This is a genomic window from Spirabiliibacterium pneumoniae (assembly GCF_014884995.1).
GTDB lineage: Bacteria > Pseudomonadota > Gammaproteobacteria > Enterobacterales > Pasteurellaceae > Spirabiliibacterium > Spirabiliibacterium pneumoniae.
Genome location: NZ_JABMII010000004.1, coordinates 392,983 through 410,175 on the forward strand (window position 1 = coordinate 392,983; position 17,193 = coordinate 410,175).

The following is a 17,193-nucleotide window of genomic DNA, read 5'->3' on the forward strand; positions in this document are numbered from 1 at the left end:
CCAACGCTTTATGACGATTTTGCGTGCAAATTTTGTGCTAAAAAGAGTTCTCGACTTTTCAACGGTTGCGCCCCTAAATAAGGCTTTAATACCATTCGGGTAAACCGTTTCGCTGCTTGGCGCGTTTCCACGCTGTCAAAGTTCAGCTGCGCAAAATGTAACAACGCTTCACCTTTAAAGCGCATCTGATTATCCAGCAAGGAGGCAATAAAGCCTTTTTCAGGTTGGTATTGATAAAACATATCGGGATCAATGGGTTTGCCGCTCCCCACACAGTGCGTGAAATCCACGCCATAACCGAGCGCATTGAGGAGTTTAAATTCAAAACAACGCAAATGAGGTTCCACTTGATCGCCCGCTTGGCAAAGTGCGGTGAGGCAGGTGAGGTAATCCTCAAACAGTTGTGGATAAGCTGTATTCGGTTCAATCACGCGCGAGAGCAGCTCATTAACGTAAAAGCCACTGAAAAGTGCGGTATTTTCCAGTGGCAACGCCAGTGCCGCAGCTTCTGCTTTCGTGAGCAGTTTCAAATCGCCTTTGCCGCTAAAGCGCAGCAAAAGTGGCGTAAATGGCTGCAACAGGCTTTTAAGGTGCGAGCGCTTGCTGCGCGCCCCTTTTGCCAGCACGCTCAGCCGCCCATGGCACTCGGTAAATAACGACACCAATAAACTGCTTTCATTGTAGGGGCTGCGATGCAACACAAAGCCCCGTTGCCACGTTTCACTCATAGCGCTATGTTAGCCTGTAAAACCGCACTTTAGCAAGCACTATCCTTGTTCTCCACGCTGCCTAACTCGTGGGGCAAAATCGCATTGAGAATCAACGCCAACAGTGAGCCAACCGTAATGCCTGAGCCGAAAATTTCTTTCACAAATTCGGGGAGTTTATCCAAAATTTCAGGCCGTGTGGTGACCGCCAAACCACACCCAATGGAAATGGCAATAATCAAACCGTTGCGTTTGTTGCGCTCCACCTGGTCAAGCATTTGAATGCCCGCGGCGATAATCATGGCAAACATCATCAAACCCGCCCCACCTAACACTGGCAGAGGAATAGAAACGATCAATGCGCCAAACACAGGAAATAAGCCTGCCAGTACTAACAGCGCGCCAGTGATAGTGACCACATAGCGACTGGCCACCCCTGTGAGAGAAATGACACCGATATTTTGTGAAAAAGAGGAGAAAGGGGTCGTTGACATCAGCGCAGCGAACGCGGAGCCTAAACCATCGCACAACACGCCGCCACGCAAGTGCTTGCCTGTAATGTCTGTGTGAGTGGCATTGCCCAATGCCAGAAAGTTGCCGCTGGATTCCACAATCGTGACCAAATAAGCAATGCTCATACCAATAATGCCCGAAATCGGAAAACTCAGACCAAAATGTAATGGCTTCGGCAGTGCAAAGGCTTGTGCTTGATGTACGCCTGAAAAATCCACCCAGCCTAGCATTAGGCATAAAATATAACCTGTGAGCATGCCAATCACAATCGCTGCCGCAGAGAAAATACCTTTACCCCACTGCACCAGCACCACAACAATCAGCAATACAAACGTCGCCATGGCTAAATTGGCAGGATCAGCATAATGGGTATCGCCGCGCTGTCCGCCCGCAAACCAGTCCACCGCCACAGGAATAAGGCTTAAGCCAATCATCATCACTACCGTGCCAGTCACCACAGGAGGGAAGAGTTTACGAATCACGGGCATAAAGAAACTTCCGATAATCATCACCAATGAGCCAACTAAAGACGCACCTAAAATACCACTCACGCCATCTTGGCTAAAGCCAATAGCCAAGGCGGCCGCCACAAAGGTAAAACTGGTGCCCATCACACTCGGCAAGCGGATGCCCACTGGCCCCAGCCCTTGGCATTGAATCATCGTCACAATGCCTGAAACTAACAATGCCGCGTTGACCAAAATAATGGTATCCGCGGTGGGCAACTGCAATACGTTCCCGATCACTAACGGCACCGCGATAATCCCACCCAATGCGGCGAGCAAATGCTGCCCACCGAGCAATAGGCTTAACAAAAATGGCGGCTTATCTTCCACTTGATAAAGTAATTTGTTCATAAGATTCCCTAATAACAACAATCAAAAGTGCGGTTAGCACATAAAAAAATACCCATTTACGCAAGCAAATGGGTATTTAACATTAAAATTTAATCATCACTATAGCCAAGGCTTTTGAGTGCACGTTCATCGTCGGCCCAGCCTGACTTCACTTTCACCCACAGCTGCAGGTGGACTTGGCTTTCAAAGAGGCGCTCCATATCCGCACGCGCTTCCATACCGATGGTTTTTATTTTTTGTCCTTGTTTACCAATTACCATCTTCTTTTGCCCATCACGTTCAACCAAAATCAGCCCATGAATCACCAGCACACCTTTCGGGTTGGTTTTGAACTGTTCAATTTCCACTGTGACGGCATAGGGCAATTCTTCTCCCATAAAGCGCATTAATTTTTCACGAATGATTTCAGAGGCTAAAAAGCGCTGAGAGCGGTCAGTGATGTAATCTTCTGGGAAATGGTGTACCCCTTCGCGCAAATTTTCGCGCACCAGTTTCTTGAGCTGATCAACATTATTGCCTTGCGTTGCTGAAATAGGTACAATCGCTTTGAAATTGAGCTTTTGCTCCATTTCAGTAATAAATGGCAACAGCTCGTCTTTATTTTTGATGTTATCAATTTTGTTGATCACCAAAATGATCGGGGCACGTGTGTTGCGCAATTTGTTGAGCACCATTTCATCATCATCGTTCCAATGGGTGCCATCAACCACAAAAAAGATCAGGTCTACATCCCCAATTGTGCTGTTGGCCGCGCGGTTCATTAGGCGGTTGATTGCACGCTTTTCTTCAATATGCAACCCAGGTGTATCAACATAAATAGCCTGGTAGGCGCCTTCAGTATCAATCCCCAAGATACGATGACGCGTTGTTTGTGCCTTGCGTGAGGTGATAGAAATTTTCTGTCCTAAAATGCGATTGAGCAGTGTTGATTTGCCCACATTTGGGCGCCCGACAATACCGATAAAACCACAATATGTGGGCTGTTGTTGTGTTGATTGTGTTGATTGTGTTGATTGTGTCATAATCTCTCTTATAAAACCTGCGCCAAAATGTACTCAGCAGCAGCTTGTTCTGCCTTACGACGACTTGGACCAACACCAAGTGCGGTCATCTCCAAGCCACTCACTTCACACTGCACTTTGAATACTTGTCGATGTGGCTCGCCTTCAATGACGATAACCTCATACTGCGGCAAAGGCAAATGTTTACTTTGCATATACTCTTGCAGACGTGTTTTCGGGTCTTTTTGGTTGTCACCTGGCTTAATATTGGCAAGATCATCTTTGTACCACGCCTTAACCACAGGCGCCACCGCCTCGAAACTAGCATCAAGGTATATCGCGCCGATGATCGCCTCAACACAGTCAGCCAAAATAGAATCCCGACGATAACCGCCACTTTTGAGCTCCCCTGGACCTAGATTCATAAACTCACCCAGCTCAAAATTGCGTGCGTGCGCAGCCAGCGTTTGCTCTTTCACAAGCGTAGCGCGCATGCGGCTTAAATCGCCTTCATCAACTTGTTGAAACTGATGAAAAAGCGCCTCACCGATAATAAAATTTAAAATGGAATCGCCTAAAAATTCAAAGCGTTCATTGTGTTTACTGTCTGCACTGCGGTGTGTCAGTGCTTGCTTGAGCAACGCAATCTGTTTAAAGTGATACCCCAGTTTGCGTTGCAAGCGGTCAAGATCTTTTTGCATGCGTTATCCTATTGAACACGGGTAAAAAAACGGCTCGCGCGAATGCCTTTTGGCCATTCACCTTGTTTTTTATCTAAACTTAGCCAAATCCAGCGTGCTTTGCCGACCAAATTTTGTTCTGGTACAAAACCCCAAAAGCGGCTGTCATCACTGTTATCACGATTGTCACCCATAACAAAATATTCGCCCTCTGGCACCACCCACTCTCCTGCTGGCAAATTCGGCTGTTTGAAATAAGCCGCATCGTAATAAAACCGCACAGGATTGAGTAGCACCTGATGCGTCACGGCACCTTTTTCTGTCATCTCAAGTTGCGCGTTACCGTGATAGAAAAATTCAGGGTTTGGCTTGGCATCACTGTATTGATACACTTGTGGCTGACAAAGTGCGGTGCCGCAATCTGCTGGAGTTACGGTCAACGTGCCACGTTGTTGATCATAATGAATATGATCGCCTGGCAACCCCACCACACGCTTGATATAGTCCACATTCGGTTGCGGGGGCGCTTTAAACACCACCACATCACCCCGTTTCGGCTCCCCCGTTGGAATAAATTTATGTTGAAAAATCGGATCTTTAATGCCATAGGCATATTTTTCCACCAACAAAAAATCTCCCACCCGCAAGGTCGGCTCCATAGAGCCAGACGGGATTTGAAACGGTTCAAATAAAAACGAGCGTACAAAAAGCACAATCGCCAACACTGGGAAAAGAGAGGCCACAAACTCGCCACCTTCAGATAATGGCTCAACTTGCGCACGCTCCTCTTCGCTCAAGGTTTTGCCTGAGCGTTGTTCAAGGCGAGCAATTTGGCGCTGGCGTTTAGGTGCAAGTGAAAAGCGGTTATAACACCACACTGTTCCTGAAATCAAAGTGAACACGATCAGCAAGATTGAAAAGGTATTCGGCAAATTTTGGCTATCTAAAAAGTGCCAAAAAATATAACCGCCCACCAGCAAAATCGGTAGAAAGAATTTAGACATAGTCTCTCCTGTTAGTCCTTACCAACGTGTAAAATCGCCAAAAATGCCTCTTGTGGCACTTCAACATTGCCGAGGGATTTCATCCGTTTTTTACCCTCTTTTTGTTTCTGCAAGAGTTTTTTCTTACGGCTAACATCACCACCATAACATTTTGCCAACACGTTTTTACGCAACTGCTTGACTGTGGAGCGGGCAATAATATGGTTGCCAATGGCCGCTTGAATCGCAATATCGAATTGTTGACGTGGAATGAGTTCTTTCATTTTCTCCACTAGTTCACGCCCACGATACGGCGCATTATCTTTATGCACAATCAGCGCCAGCGCATCAACGCGATCACCGTTAATCATAATATCCACCCGCACCATATCGGCTTTTTGAAAGCGCTTAAAGCCATAATCAAGCGAAGCATAGCCACGCGAGGTGGATTTCAAACGGTCGAAGAAATCCAACACCACCTCCCCAAGCGGAATTTCATAGGTCAACGCCACTTGATTGCCGTGATAAACCATATTAGTCTGCACACCGCGCTTTTCCACACACAGCGTGATCACATTGCCTAAATAGTCCTGCGGCACCAAAATATTACATTCTGCAATCGGCTCACGAATTTCAGCAATATTATTCAGCGGTGGCAATTTGGCTGGGCTGTCAACATACTCAACCGTATTATCGGTGAGCTGTACTTCATAAATTACCGTCGGCGCGGTGGTTATCAGATCCAGATCGTATTCCCGCTCTAATCGCTCTTGAATAATTTCCATGTGCAAAAGACCAAGGAAACCACAGCGGAAACCAAAACCAAGTGCGGTCGAGTTTTCAGGCTCATAAAAAAGAGAGGCGTCATTAAGGCTCAATTTACCTAGCGCATCACGAAATGATTCATAATCATCCGAGCTAACTGGGAAAAGCCCCGCGTAGACCTGCGGTTTAACCTTTTTAAAGCCTGGCAACGGCGCGCTTGCGCTATTGTGTTGAAGGGTTAAAGTATCCCCCACGGGCGCCCCCAAAATATCTTTGATGCCGCAAACAATCCAGCCCACTTCACCGCACTTTAACTCTGTAGTATCAAGCTGCTTTGGTGTAAAAATCCCTAAACGATCGACACCATAAGCAATACCCGTACTCATCACCTTAATTTTATCGCCTTTTTTGAGCGTGCCATTTTTAATCCGCACCAACGACACCACGCCGAGGTAATTATCAAACCATGAGTCGATAATCAACGCTTGCAGTGGCGCATCAGGGTCGCCTTCTGGCGCGGGAATGCGTTTTACAATCTCTTCTAGCACATCATCAATGCCCACGCCTGTTTTCGCTGAACAGCGCACAGCGTCAATGGCATCAATGCCAACAATATCCTCAATTTCTTCCGCCACGCGCTCAGGTTCAGCGGCGGGCAAATCAATTTTGTTTAAAATGGGCACCACTTCGAGGTCCATTTCAATGGCGGTATAACAGTTGGCGAGCGTTTGCGCCTCCACACCTTGACCAGCGTCCACCACCAACAATGCCCCTTCACAGGCTGCCAACGAGCGCGACACTTCATAAGAAAAATCCACATGCCCTGGTGTATCAATAAAATTAAGCTGATAGGTTTCGCCGTCTTTCGCTTGATAATTGAGCGTAACACTTTGCGCTTTGATTGTTATTCCGCGTTCACGCTCTAAGTCCATGGAATCCAGCACCTGCGCTGCCATCTCACGATCAGATAGTCCACCGCATGTTTGAATGAGGCGATCCGACAAAGTTGATTTTCCATGGTCAATATGGGCAATAATAGAAAAGTTACGAATATTCTTCATTTACAAAAAGGCTCTCTTACAGTCTTTTTCAGCTTCAAGTTAATTGACGGATTGTACCGCAATATTGCCCCAACGGCTAGATTTTCCGCTTTTTTTACGACGATGGCCGTAAAACGAAAAGTGCGGTCAAACCGCACTTTTCACTAAATTTTCAAACAAACGTATTTTAACTCCATAAATTCCTCTAGCCCTTGACGCGCGCCTTCGCGCCCAATGCCAGACTGTTTCACGCCACCAAATGGCGCAATTTCCGTTGAAACCAAGCCTTCGTTGACGCCAACTAGGCCATATTCTAATGCCTCACTCACCCGCCAAATGCGCGCGTAATCTTGTGTGAAGAAATAGGCCGCCAAGCCAAATTCCGTATCATTTGCCATGGCGATCACTTCTTGCTCATCATCAAAGGTAAAAATCGGCGCAAGTGGCGCAAAGGTTTCTTCTTTCGCCACTTTCATCGCCTGCGTCACGCCTGACATCACCGTCGGCTCGAAAAAGGTTTGCCCCAACGCGTGACGCTTACCGCCACAGTGCAACTGCGCTCCCTTTTCAATTGCATCTTGGATATGGCTCTCGACTTTCTCCACCGCACTTTGGCTGATCAAAGGTCCAATCTCCACGCCCTCACTAAATGCTTCACCCACATTCAACAACCGCACTTTTTCCGCCAATTTTTGCGCAAAAACATCCACTATTCTGCGTTGCACATAAATGCGATTGGTACACACGCACGTCTGCCCAGCATTACGAAATTTAGAGGCAAGCACGCCATCAACAGCCTTATCGAGGTCAGCATCATCAAATACAATCGCAGGCGCATTGCCGCCCAATTCGAGCGCGACTTTTTTCACGGTGCTGGCACACTGTGCCATTAAGATTTTACCCACCTGCGTTGAGCCAGTAAAAGTTAGTTTGTGCACGTCAGGGTGCTCACTTAACACTTTGCCCACACTTTCTGCATTCGTTGTTGGCACCACGTTAAACACCCCAGCAGGAATGCCCGCTTGATGCGCAAGTTCGGCCAGTGCTAAGGCGGAAAGCGGCGTCTCGGGTGCAGGTTTTAACACCATCGTACAGCCTGCTGCAAGCGCAGGTGCGGCTTTACGCGTGATCATTGCATTGGGAAAATTCCACGGCGTGATCGCAGCCACAACGCCAATCGGCTGCTTTAACACCAAAATACGGCGATCGGCTTTATCTTGCGGAACAATCTCGCCATAGGCACGCTTGCCCTCTTCAGCAAACCACTTAATAAAACTCGCGCCATAGGCAATCTCGCCCATGCTTTCTTTTAATGGCTTACCTTGCTCAAGGCTTAAAATTTGCGCTAATGCGTGTTGATTTTCCATAATTAAATCATGCCACGCCATCAAATAGTCAGACCGCACTTTGGCGGTCAACGCGCGCCATTGTTTTTGGGCGGCTTTCGCACTGGCAATGGCGTGTTCGGCCTCCGTCGCTGTGGCATCGCAAACCTGTGCGATCACCTCGCCATTGGCAGGATTATAAACGGCAAAGCGCGCCCCATGCGCGGCCACAAATTGCCCATTAATATAGCTGTCAGTTTTCATTAAATTTGATTGTAACGGTTGCATCATCATTGTTCTCCTTTTTGATTTCCACACCAGTGTACGACGATACCCGCAAGATTGCGAATTTATCACACGCCCCCACGCCCGATTGCCTATTCACTCACCGTACGGGATAATTTATTATTGCAAATAATAATTAATATCATTATTATTTGTTACGCTATAATTAGACATAACCTAAGGATTCGATTTTATGCAAAAACGTGCATTATGTTCCATTTTTTCGCTATCCACATTGCTGATGGCTTGCTCGGGGGGCAGCGATGTCAACCCGCCGTCAGCGGTTGTTGACATTCCAACTGCTGCTCAATTCACTCAAAAACAACGCTTAACGGCTGTTTATAATGTTGAGCCAAAGCAAGGCAAGGTGTTCTTTATTAAGGCCAGTCCGAATCTTGATCTAGAAGATCGTAACTCTTTTGAGGGGTTTGCCTACCAAGCCCCAGATGGCAAAGTGTACCGTTTTAGTACTTTCGCAACAATGGTTGTCCCTTCTTATAACAGCAAACATATCGCCATCGGCACCCAACACAGCACTCAACCACTTGATAATGGTGGCAAACTTTTTGTTTGCTGTGAAGGCAGCCCAAATGATAGCAGTTTCCCAGCCATGTACACAGGCAGTGATTTCCGCTATGGCGTTTATGTTTCCCCTCAAGGCGAAGCCGACTTTTTTGTCGGCGGCAATGTTGCGGACAAAGACAAATTCAACGCTTGGGCTGATAAAGGCTCTGCCACTTATGAAGTGTTAGGCGTGCGCTATCGCAATAATACGCCTGTCACCTCCGCCTACACCCCAGAAGGGCCTTACAACAAGGATGAAGTCAAAGTGCGGTCACGCTTGGTGGCGGATTTTGATCAGAAAAAGCTGGAGGGCAAAATCATCGGTAACGCCGATTTTGGCGGTGACATCACCTTTAAAGACGTTGCTATTAAAGACAACACTTTCAGTGGCAAGGTGGAATCTGAGGGACAGCGAGGCGATGTTAATGGCGCATTTTTTGGCAACACCGCGTGGGGCTCATTCCATGTGGGCGACAAAATTGGTGGCAAAGCCCAATTTGACAACAAAGCATTGAACGCAGCCTTTGGTGGCGCGCAGGTGGATAAGTGAGGTTAACTATGCAAAAACGATTTTCATTATCTGTGATCAGCACCGCACTTTTATTGACGTTTGCCGCCCATGCCGATGACCAGCTGGATACGATTGTGGTACAAGGTGAGCAAAATAAACAAGCCGAGCAACTCAATGAAAAACTCGGCGAAGTGTCCACCACTCGGGCACAACTTGACCGCACTTTAACGCAAGATATTCACGACATGGTGCGCTACAACCCCAGTGTGAGCGTGGTTGAAGGCGGGCGCGCTGGCTCGAATGGCTTTAGCATTCGTGGCGTGGATAAAGATCGTGTGGCCATCAATGTTGATGGCTTGCCGCAAGCCGAAAGTCGCTCTTCTAGCGCATTCCAAGAACTTTTTGGTGCTTATGGGAATTTCAACAGCAACCGCAATGCCGCAGAGCTTGAAAACATCAGCACCATCACCATCAAAAAAGGCGCGGATTCCCTTACCTCAGGCAGCGGGGCATTAGGCGGCGCGGTGAATTATGAAACCAAAAAAGCGCAAGATTTCCTAAAAGACAAGCCTTATTACCTCAGCGCCAAAGGCGCTTACAGCGGAAAAAATCGTGAGTGGATGCGCACAGTTACCGCTGCTGGGCAATATAACGGCTTCGATGCCTTGGCTGTGCTGACACGCCGCGACGGGCATGAGGTGAAAAATCACAGTCAAGGATCAGATGAGCATATCACCTCACCTGATCGCGTTTACAACCCAACGGGTGGCAGTGGCTATTTTGGCTCCGTTGGCACTGTGCGAGGCGAACCCGATCCACAACATTATCACGCCAAAAGCGGCTTGGTGCGCTTAGGCTACCATTTTAACGATCACAATTATGTGAATGCGTTATATGAAGACTACCGTAAAGACAGCTACACCAAAGAATATTCCAACTTATGGAGTGCCAACTGGCAAGGCAAACCGAGCAATGAGCTTCGCAAGCGCAATGATGTCAGCTACCGCCAGCGCTATGGTGTTGAGTTTGAAAACACATTAACACAAGGGCTGTGGGATAAACTCAATGTGAGCTTCAATCACCAGCAAATCAATATGGACACCATGAGCTGGGATATGGCGGAAGACATGAGCAAAAGCCCGTCAGGCATTAACAGCGAAGTGTATTATATCTACCGTAATATTAAGCAAACGCTGGATCAAGGTAAACTGAGCGCAGAAAAGTTGCTCGCCTTTGATAATTGGTTGTGGCAAATCAAAACGGGCGTCAGCGCTGGGCGTTCACGCAACGAAAATGAAAATTTATCCTACTTTGTGCGAGCCTTCGCGCCGAGCATTAAAACAACCAACACAGGCGAAGAGGAATTTTTAATCGAAGCCAAATCAAGCAATCGCAGTGTGTTTTGGGACAATACATTTCTTATCGGTGAAAAACTAAAACTCAGTGCGGGCGTGCGTTATGATTGGATTAAAAGCCAACCGCTGGCCAATGATAAATTTATCAAAGCCATGGCGGATCTCAATCTGCTCAACCGGCAAGCGAAATTCCAAGCCATCAGTCAAGGCGTGTCTTTTAGCTACCAATTGCCTGCGGGCTTTAACTTGCTGGGTAAATACAGCTCAGGCTTTCGTGCGCCAACCACCGATGAAATTTGGTTTAACTTCCCGCACCCTGATTTTTATGTCAAAGCCAACCCTGAGCTTAAAGCAGAAAAATCGCACAATCTTGAGCTAGGCCTTGCCCATCAAAGCGAATGGGGTTATGGGCAGCTTTCAGGCTTTTATACCCGCTATAACAACTTCATCGATTTTGCTTATCTCGGCAAGCAGTCTGTGCCGTTTTGGAATCCTGTCGAGAACGACTGGCGCAAGGAAGAAGCACCCACATATCAAAATATCAATCGCCGCAAAGCCGAAGTGGCTGGCGTTGAGTTTAATGGGCGCTTAGAGCTTGCCCCCTTCGGCGCACCACAAGGGCTATATACCGCACTTAACGCGAGTTATACCAAAGGCCGACAGCTACACGATACTGGCGTCTATATTCCACTCAATGAGTTAGACCCCTTTAGTGGCACACTGGGCTTGGGTTATCAACACCCTGATGATAAATGGAGCGTGGCAACCCACATCACCTACACTGCGGGCAAAAAAGCGCAAGACACATTCCACAGTGACGATGACATTTATAAACCATGGCCTTACGCCTCCCACTCGCGCCACTACACCACCGTCGATCTCAACGGGCACTACAAACTTAACAAACACCTCACGCTACGGGCGGGCGTGTTTAACCTGTTTAACCAACGTTATTACACCTGGAACTCGTTACGCAGCATCCGCGAGTTTGGTACTGTCAATCGCATTGACAACAAAACCCATGCAGGCATCGGGCGTTTCACCGCACCAGGGCGCTATTTCAGCTTTATGATCGAAGCTACTTTTTAACCACCACTTAAGGAGCAGAAATGTTTAATTTACCGAAAAAAACCGCACTTTGTATTTTAGTTGCCCTCGGCGCGACGGGCTGCTTGTCAACGAATAATGATCAGCCGCAAACAAAAGAGCCGATTAACACCAGTGCACAAAAAAATAATACGGATAAAAAACCAAGCAGCAATAACACTGCAACAGAGCACAAAAGCAATCAAAGTGCGGTGCAAAACAACAGCGGCAAAAATCCTGCCCCTCAAGCTGATGAAAAAACTGCCACACCCGCGGCTGACAATGCAACTCAGCCACAAACCCAGCCTGAGAATAAAAAACCTGATGATACTGCCCATAACGCAGCCCCTGAAAAAACTACTGTGCCTGAAAAGACTACGGAGCCTACAACATCCGCTCAACCTGAACAGCCACCAGAATCAGCAGAGCCAAAAAGCCCAGCACAGTCGAATCAGCCAACTGAACCTGCAGAGCCTAAACCCGTCGAGCCTGTCACGCCACCCGTGATAGAAAAAACCGAAGCACAAATCACGGCTGAAAAAATTGACGACTTTAATCAACGCAATTACCAAGCGTCAGCCAAATCTTTGCAAGCTAAAGATTATGACGGAGAAGATCGTTATTATTCTGCCGATACAAATATTGTCATGGGAGATGGAAAAACCATTACTGTCAATTACGGCACATCCCTTGTTGAACTGCCACTGGGTGACTTTATCCAACCAACACATGGCGCTGGCAACTATCGCAAAACAGAATATGGGTACAACAACATCTATTCAACCGCACTTTTCTCAGATTTTGATGCCCGCACATCAGCAAGTATCTTCGGCACACCACTGAATGATTTAAGTGCGCTTCCGCAAGAAGGTTCTGCTAAATATTACGGAAAATTCAAAGGCTCTGAGGCACTCAACGGTGATGTGGTGTTAGATACAAATTTTGCTGACAAAACCATTGAAGGTAAAATCACCAATATTAAGAATGAAAAAACCACCCTTGCAGATATTACGCTTGAAAAAGCTGATATTAAGAGTGTGATCGATGAATGGTCGTTCGAAGACGATGCAACTGAACTGGTCTTTGAAGGTAAAGCCACTGGCGGCAAATCAGAGTGGCAAAATATGAACTATAAAGGTCATTTCTACGGTCCAACAGGGGAAGAAGCTGCGGCAAAACTCAGCTCGGAAGTTGAAAAAGAATTCGATGGCTACCGCTATCCCGAAAAAACAGCTATCGGTGTCTTCACCACTACCCGCGATGATCAGAAATAACCGCACTTTGTAATAAAAAACAGCACTTCGGTGCTGTTTTTTTGTTATTCAATATTTTGAATCTGCTCTCGCATTTGTTCAATCAACACTTTAAGTTCCACTGCGGCATTGGTGATGTCGGGATTAATCGATTTTGATGCCAACGTGTTAGACTCGCGGTTGAGTTCTTGCATCATAAAATCTAACCGTCGCCCAACAGCGCCCCCTTTTTGCACAATATTTAACGTTTCCTTAACGTGCATTTCAAGGCGGTCAAGCTCCTCCGCCACATCCACTTTTTGCGCTAGCAGCACCATTTCTTGCTCTAGGCGTTGAGGGTCAGCTTGCAGCTGAATTTCATCAAAACGCTGCTGTAATTTCGCACGCTGCCACTGCAAAATCTCAGGCATATGTGACCGCACTTTGACCGATTCGTCTTGAATCGCGTGCAATCGTTGCACAATCGCCTCGCGCAGCTTTTCCCCTTCACGCGCGCGCGAGGCGAGAAAATCATCCAGCAACGCATCAAAACCGCTTAAAAGATCTTGGCTGATTTGATCCACATCTTGTTCGGGCGTTTCCACCACGCCAGGATAGCGCAGCACGTCCATCAGGTTGATTTGCCCCTCTCCTGCTTGCGCTTTCACCCATTGCAACGCCTGTACCACTTGTGTGGCCAGTGTTTGATTGAGTTGCAACTCAACCGCACTTTGATTGTTTAATTCCAGACGCAAGCTGCACTCCACCTTGCCCCGTGTGATGCGCTGACGCAATTTTTCACGCAGCGTGTTTTCCAACGCGCGAAAGGCCTCTGGCAGGCGGAAAAAGTTTTCTAAAAAACGTTGGTTTACCGAACGAATTTCCCACACCGCGCTGCCCCAGCTGTGTTGCAGCTCAATGCGCGAGAAACCTGTCATACTATAAATCATACTTTATCCTTTTATTTTCGGTGATAACGCTCATTGTACTGATTATTTCGCACGCTGTCAGTGGCGAATGTGCGTTGTCGTGATAGAATAGGACAATTTTACTTTTAGGAGAGTTCCATGCGCCCCAATAATCGAGAAAATCATGCCACCCGCCCCATTCACATTACACGTCACTACACGAAACACGCTGAAGGCTCAGTATTGATCGAATTTGGCGACACCAAAGTGCTGTGCAATGCCAGCGTTGAGAATACGGTACCGCGCTTTTTAAAAGGTCAGGGGCAAGGTTGGATTACAGCAGAATATGGTATGCTGCCGCGCTCAACCAATGTTCGCATGCCGCGTGAGGCAGCCAAAGGCAAGCAAGGCGGGCGTACCCTTGAAATTCAACGCTTAATCGGGCGCGCTTTGCGTGCGATGATCGATTTAAATGCGCTGGGTGAGCGCACGATCACCGTCGATTGTGATGTTATCCAAGCAGACGGCGGCACGCGTACGGCAGCGATCAGCGGTGCCTGCATCGCCGTGCATGACGCAATCACGTCATTAATCGAAAGAAATGAATTAAAAAGTAATCCGATCAAAGGATTAATCGCCGCTGTGTCGGTGGGCATTGTCGAGCAAACCGCACTTTGTGATTTGGAATATGTGGAAGATTCTAACGCTGAAACCGATATGAATGTGGTGATGAGTGAAGACGGACGAATCATCGAAATTCAAGGCACTGCCGAAGGCGAGCCATTTAGCTTTGAGGAGCTCGACACGCTGTTAAGCCTTGCCAAAGACGGCATAAAACAAATTATGAACAAACAACGCGACGTGTTAGGTAACTGATTATGCAACAATACAAACGTGACTTTATCGAATTTGCACTGCGCTGCAACGTGTTAAAATTTGGTGAATTTACCCTCAAATCTGGGCGTATTAGCCCTTATTTTTTCAACGCTGGACTATTTAATACTGGGCGCAGCTTGGCCAAACTAGGCGCATTTTATGCCCACGCAATCCAAGCGCACCAATTGGAATATGACGTCATTTTTGGCCCTGCCTATAAAGGCATTCCACTTGCAACCACCGTTGCTGTCGCACTGGCTGAACATTTTAACCACGACACCCCTGTATGCTTTAATCGCAAAGAGGCAAAAGATCACGGCGAAGGTGGCAACCTTATCGGCGCTGAACTGACTGGCAAGGTGTTGCTCGTTGATGATGTCATCACCGCAGGCACAGCCATTCGTGAATCCATGACCATCATCAATGCTAACCAAGCCACCTTAAGTGCGGTCATCATCGCTCTTAACCGACAAGAACGCGGCAGCGGGCAGCTTTCCTCCATCCAAGAAATCGAACACACCTACCAATGCCGTGTTTTTTCAATCATCACACTCGACGATCTGATGCAATTTATCGCCGATGACTCACGCTACAAAAACCACTTACCTAAAATGCAGGCCTACCGCGAGCAATACGGCGTTTAACAAAAAACCGCACTTTGTATCAAAGTGCGGTTTATGACTATACTTTAATATATTATAAATATTGTTTGTATTTTCTAGCGTCAAAGAAATGATAGCACATTGCTTTAACGTTATTTTCGACATTCAATACAAACCAATTACTATTTATGCAATCATTTATAGACTGTGCTAGTAATGACTGTAATACCTCAGTCCTAGGTTTAATGCGAATTGAACAAACATGAACTCTTCGAGCATTCATATCAGCTTTTTGATTTCACCGTTTTAGTTGTGTAATCAAGCCTTCTTATTAACTATCTTATTAGTCCTTTGATCAGCCACTGTGTTAAATACGCCTATTTCAACCAATAACAATATGTACATATTCAACTATGAAGGTGATGATACCTCTAATCCCTTATCTTCAGGTAATGTAGACGGCTTTTGGTGGGAAGATAGTTCTAATACGATTTATTTCCAAGGTGATAGGCCACATAAATCAAAAACAGATTTAAGAACAACATTAAAGGCTAAAGAATTTGAAACAGAAAATGGTAAGAAATTATCAGAGGTCATCACGATTGATGATCTTGTCGGTATTCCTATCCCATACCCTAAAACAAGCGTGCCAAGTAGCTATTTAGCAATGAACGGGCAGCGTTTTAGCACATCAAGATATCCCAAACTAGCCAAACTCTATCCGACAGGACAATTGTCTGATTTACGAGGCGAATTTATCCGTGGTTGGGATAATGGAAGGGGTATCGATAGAGGACGTTCTATTCTTAGCTCACAAGGATTTGCGATTAAAAATATCACAGGCCGATTAATTATCAGACCGTCCTATTATGAGCGGTCACACAATGCAATATTATCCGGCGGTGCTTCAGGTGTATTTGATAGAAAAACAAGAAGCGATGGTGATTCATGGAATCCTAATACGGTGAATAATACGACCTACCAAGCTGATGTATATAACTTTGATGCGTCAAGGGTTGTCCCAACTGCTGATGAGACACGCCCACGTAATATTTCCTTTCAATACATTTGCCTAGCGGGATAAGGAGTAAATGATGAGTCGATTTGATGAACAAGGTTTTGCACTAGAAAGTGGCCATGCGACAGTGTACTGCGTTGATGAATCAGGGCTTTATAGCCACAGTGAACAGGAGTTTGTCAGTGTGGGCACAGGGCTATCAGCAGGTGCATACCTCGATGCACCACCTGAAAGCAAACCGCACTTTGCTATTCGCCACACAGAAGATGATACAGCGTGGGAATATATCGCCGACCACCGTGGCGAAACGGTTTACCACACCGAAACGGGCGAAGCTATTCAGATTACCGCTGTTGGAAATTACCCTGAAAACACTACGACTATTGTGCGCCCGAGCGATTGCCATGAATGGCAAGATGACGGCTGGGTGCTAAATGCTGAAAAACAAGCACAACAAAAAACCGAAATGCAAAGTGCGGTTTGGGAAAAAATCAAGCAAGAGCGCTACGACCGCACCCATAGTGGTGTCTACGTTAAATCCATTAGAAAGTGGTTTCACAGTGATGAGCCAAGCCGCATTCAATATCTGACTGTCAATGATCTTCAAAAACTGAACCACAAAGATCCATCAAAAGTGATCCACTTCTATTGTTAATTATGAGTTAGTTACGATGTTTAAACCGATAAGATTCATTCCCCATTTCCAGTATATGGCAATGATAGATAAGCCTATCCAAGAGCGCATTCGTCATTTTTGTCTCCGTAAACAATGTTCTCCATTCTGAAAACTCAAGATTTGTCGTGACTATCACACTGGTATGTTCATGAAGCTGACTTATCAAATGGAATAACAACGCGCCGCCTTTTTGACTATCTAATTCAAGT

Annotated in this window: 16 protein-coding genes; 7 read left to right on the forward strand and 9 right to left on the reverse strand. The window is 46.6% G+C overall.

Features of this window, described 5'->3' with window-relative positions; translation table 11 throughout:
* Positions 1-8: 8 nt before the first annotated feature.
* From recO to HPC38_RS04335, 7 genes are all read right to left on the reverse strand, one after another.
* Positions 9-728 carry a DNA repair protein RecO gene (recO, locus tag HPC38_RS04305; RefSeq protein WP_208120036.1) on the reverse strand — a complete coding sequence of 240 codons (720 nt, stop codon included), beginning with the start codon at positions 726-728 and terminating at the stop codon, positions 9-11.
* A gap of 29 nt (positions 729-757) precedes the next feature.
* Entirely contained in the window at positions 758-2,077 is a 1,320-nt protein-coding gene (locus HPC38_RS04310; RefSeq protein WP_208120037.1) for a uracil-xanthine permease family protein, read from the reverse strand.
* Between the two features lie 89 nt (positions 2,078-2,166).
* Positions 2,167-3,099 carry a GTPase Era gene (gene era, locus HPC38_RS04315; protein ID WP_208120038.1) on the reverse strand — a complete coding sequence of 311 codons (933 nt, stop codon included), beginning with the start codon at positions 3,097-3,099 and terminating at the stop codon, positions 2,167-2,169.
* A gap of 8 nt (positions 3,100-3,107) precedes the next feature.
* Entirely contained in the window at positions 3,108-3,779 is a 672-nt protein-coding gene (rnc, locus tag HPC38_RS04320) for a ribonuclease III (protein WP_208120039.1), read from the reverse strand.
* 8 nt (positions 3,780-3,787) lie between these two features.
* Positions 3,788-4,762, reverse strand: a complete 975-nt coding sequence (gene lepB, locus HPC38_RS04325) for a signal peptidase I (protein WP_208120040.1) — start codon at positions 4,760-4,762, stop codon at positions 3,788-3,790.
* An 11-nt stretch (positions 4,763-4,773) separates the two neighbouring features.
* Positions 4,774-6,567, reverse strand: a complete 1,794-nt coding sequence (gene lepA / locus HPC38_RS04330; protein ID WP_208120041.1) for a translation elongation factor 4 — start codon at positions 6,565-6,567, stop codon at positions 4,774-4,776.
* A gap of 143 nt (positions 6,568-6,710) precedes the next feature.
* The gene (locus tag HPC38_RS04335) at positions 6,711-8,165 is read right to left on the reverse strand and encodes an NAD-dependent succinate-semialdehyde dehydrogenase (protein WP_456242936.1); all 1,455 of its coding nucleotides are present in this window, start codon (positions 8,163-8,165) and stop codon (positions 6,711-6,713) included.
* 184 nt (positions 8,166-8,349) lie between these two features.
* Between HPC38_RS04335 and HPC38_RS04340 the strand changes: the two genes are divergently transcribed.
* The 3 genes from HPC38_RS04340 to HPC38_RS04350 are packed head-to-tail and all read left to right on the forward strand — an operon-like array spanning position 8,350 to position 12,946.
* Complete coding sequence (locus HPC38_RS04340; protein WP_208120042.1) at positions 8,350-9,270, forward strand: transferrin-binding protein-like solute binding protein; 921 nt, start codon at positions 8,350-8,352, stop codon at positions 9,268-9,270.
* Between the two features lie 8 nt (positions 9,271-9,278).
* Positions 9,279-11,675, forward strand: a complete 2,397-nt coding sequence (locus tag HPC38_RS04345) for a TonB-dependent hemoglobin/transferrin/lactoferrin family receptor (protein ID WP_208120043.1) — start codon at positions 9,279-9,281, stop codon at positions 11,673-11,675.
* Between the two features lie 20 nt (positions 11,676-11,695).
* Entirely contained in the window at positions 11,696-12,946 is a 1,251-nt protein-coding gene (locus HPC38_RS04350; RefSeq protein WP_208120044.1) for a factor H binding protein domain-containing protein, read from the forward strand.
* Positions 12,947-12,990: 44 nt separating this feature from the next.
* On the opposite strand, the gene HPC38_RS04355 is transcribed toward HPC38_RS04350, so the two are convergent.
* Positions 12,991-13,854 (reverse strand): YicC/YloC family endoribonuclease, encoded by an 864-nt coding sequence (locus HPC38_RS04355; RefSeq protein WP_208120045.1) that lies wholly within the window; start codon positions 13,852-13,854, stop codon positions 12,991-12,993.
* 117 nt (positions 13,855-13,971) lie between these two features.
* Here HPC38_RS04355 and rph point away from each other — a divergent pair, with 117 nt between their 5' ends.
* From rph to HPC38_RS04375, 4 genes are all read left to right on the forward strand, one after another.
* Positions 13,972-14,688 (forward strand): ribonuclease PH, encoded by a 717-nt coding sequence (rph, locus tag HPC38_RS04360; protein WP_208120046.1) that lies wholly within the window; start codon positions 13,972-13,974, stop codon positions 14,686-14,688.
* A 2-nt stretch (positions 14,689-14,690) separates the two neighbouring features.
* Entirely contained in the window at positions 14,691-15,332 is a 642-nt protein-coding gene (gene pyrE / locus HPC38_RS04365) for an orotate phosphoribosyltransferase (protein ID WP_208120047.1), read from the forward strand.
* A 322-nt stretch (positions 15,333-15,654) separates the two neighbouring features.
* Entirely contained in the window at positions 15,655-16,374 is a 720-nt protein-coding gene (locus HPC38_RS04370) for a phage tail protein (RefSeq protein ID WP_328805229.1), read from the forward strand.
* A 7-nt stretch (positions 16,375-16,381) separates the two neighbouring features.
* Positions 16,382-16,963 carry a tail fiber assembly protein gene (locus HPC38_RS04375; protein ID WP_208120048.1) on the forward strand — a complete coding sequence of 194 codons (582 nt, stop codon included), beginning with the start codon at positions 16,382-16,384 and terminating at the stop codon, positions 16,961-16,963.
* A gap of 7 nt (positions 16,964-16,970) precedes the next feature.
* Here HPC38_RS04375 and HPC38_RS04380 read toward each other — a convergent pair.
* On the reverse strand, positions 16,971-17,193 hold a 223-nt coding region (locus tag HPC38_RS04380), incomplete at its 5' end, for an ATP-binding protein (protein ID WP_208120049.1).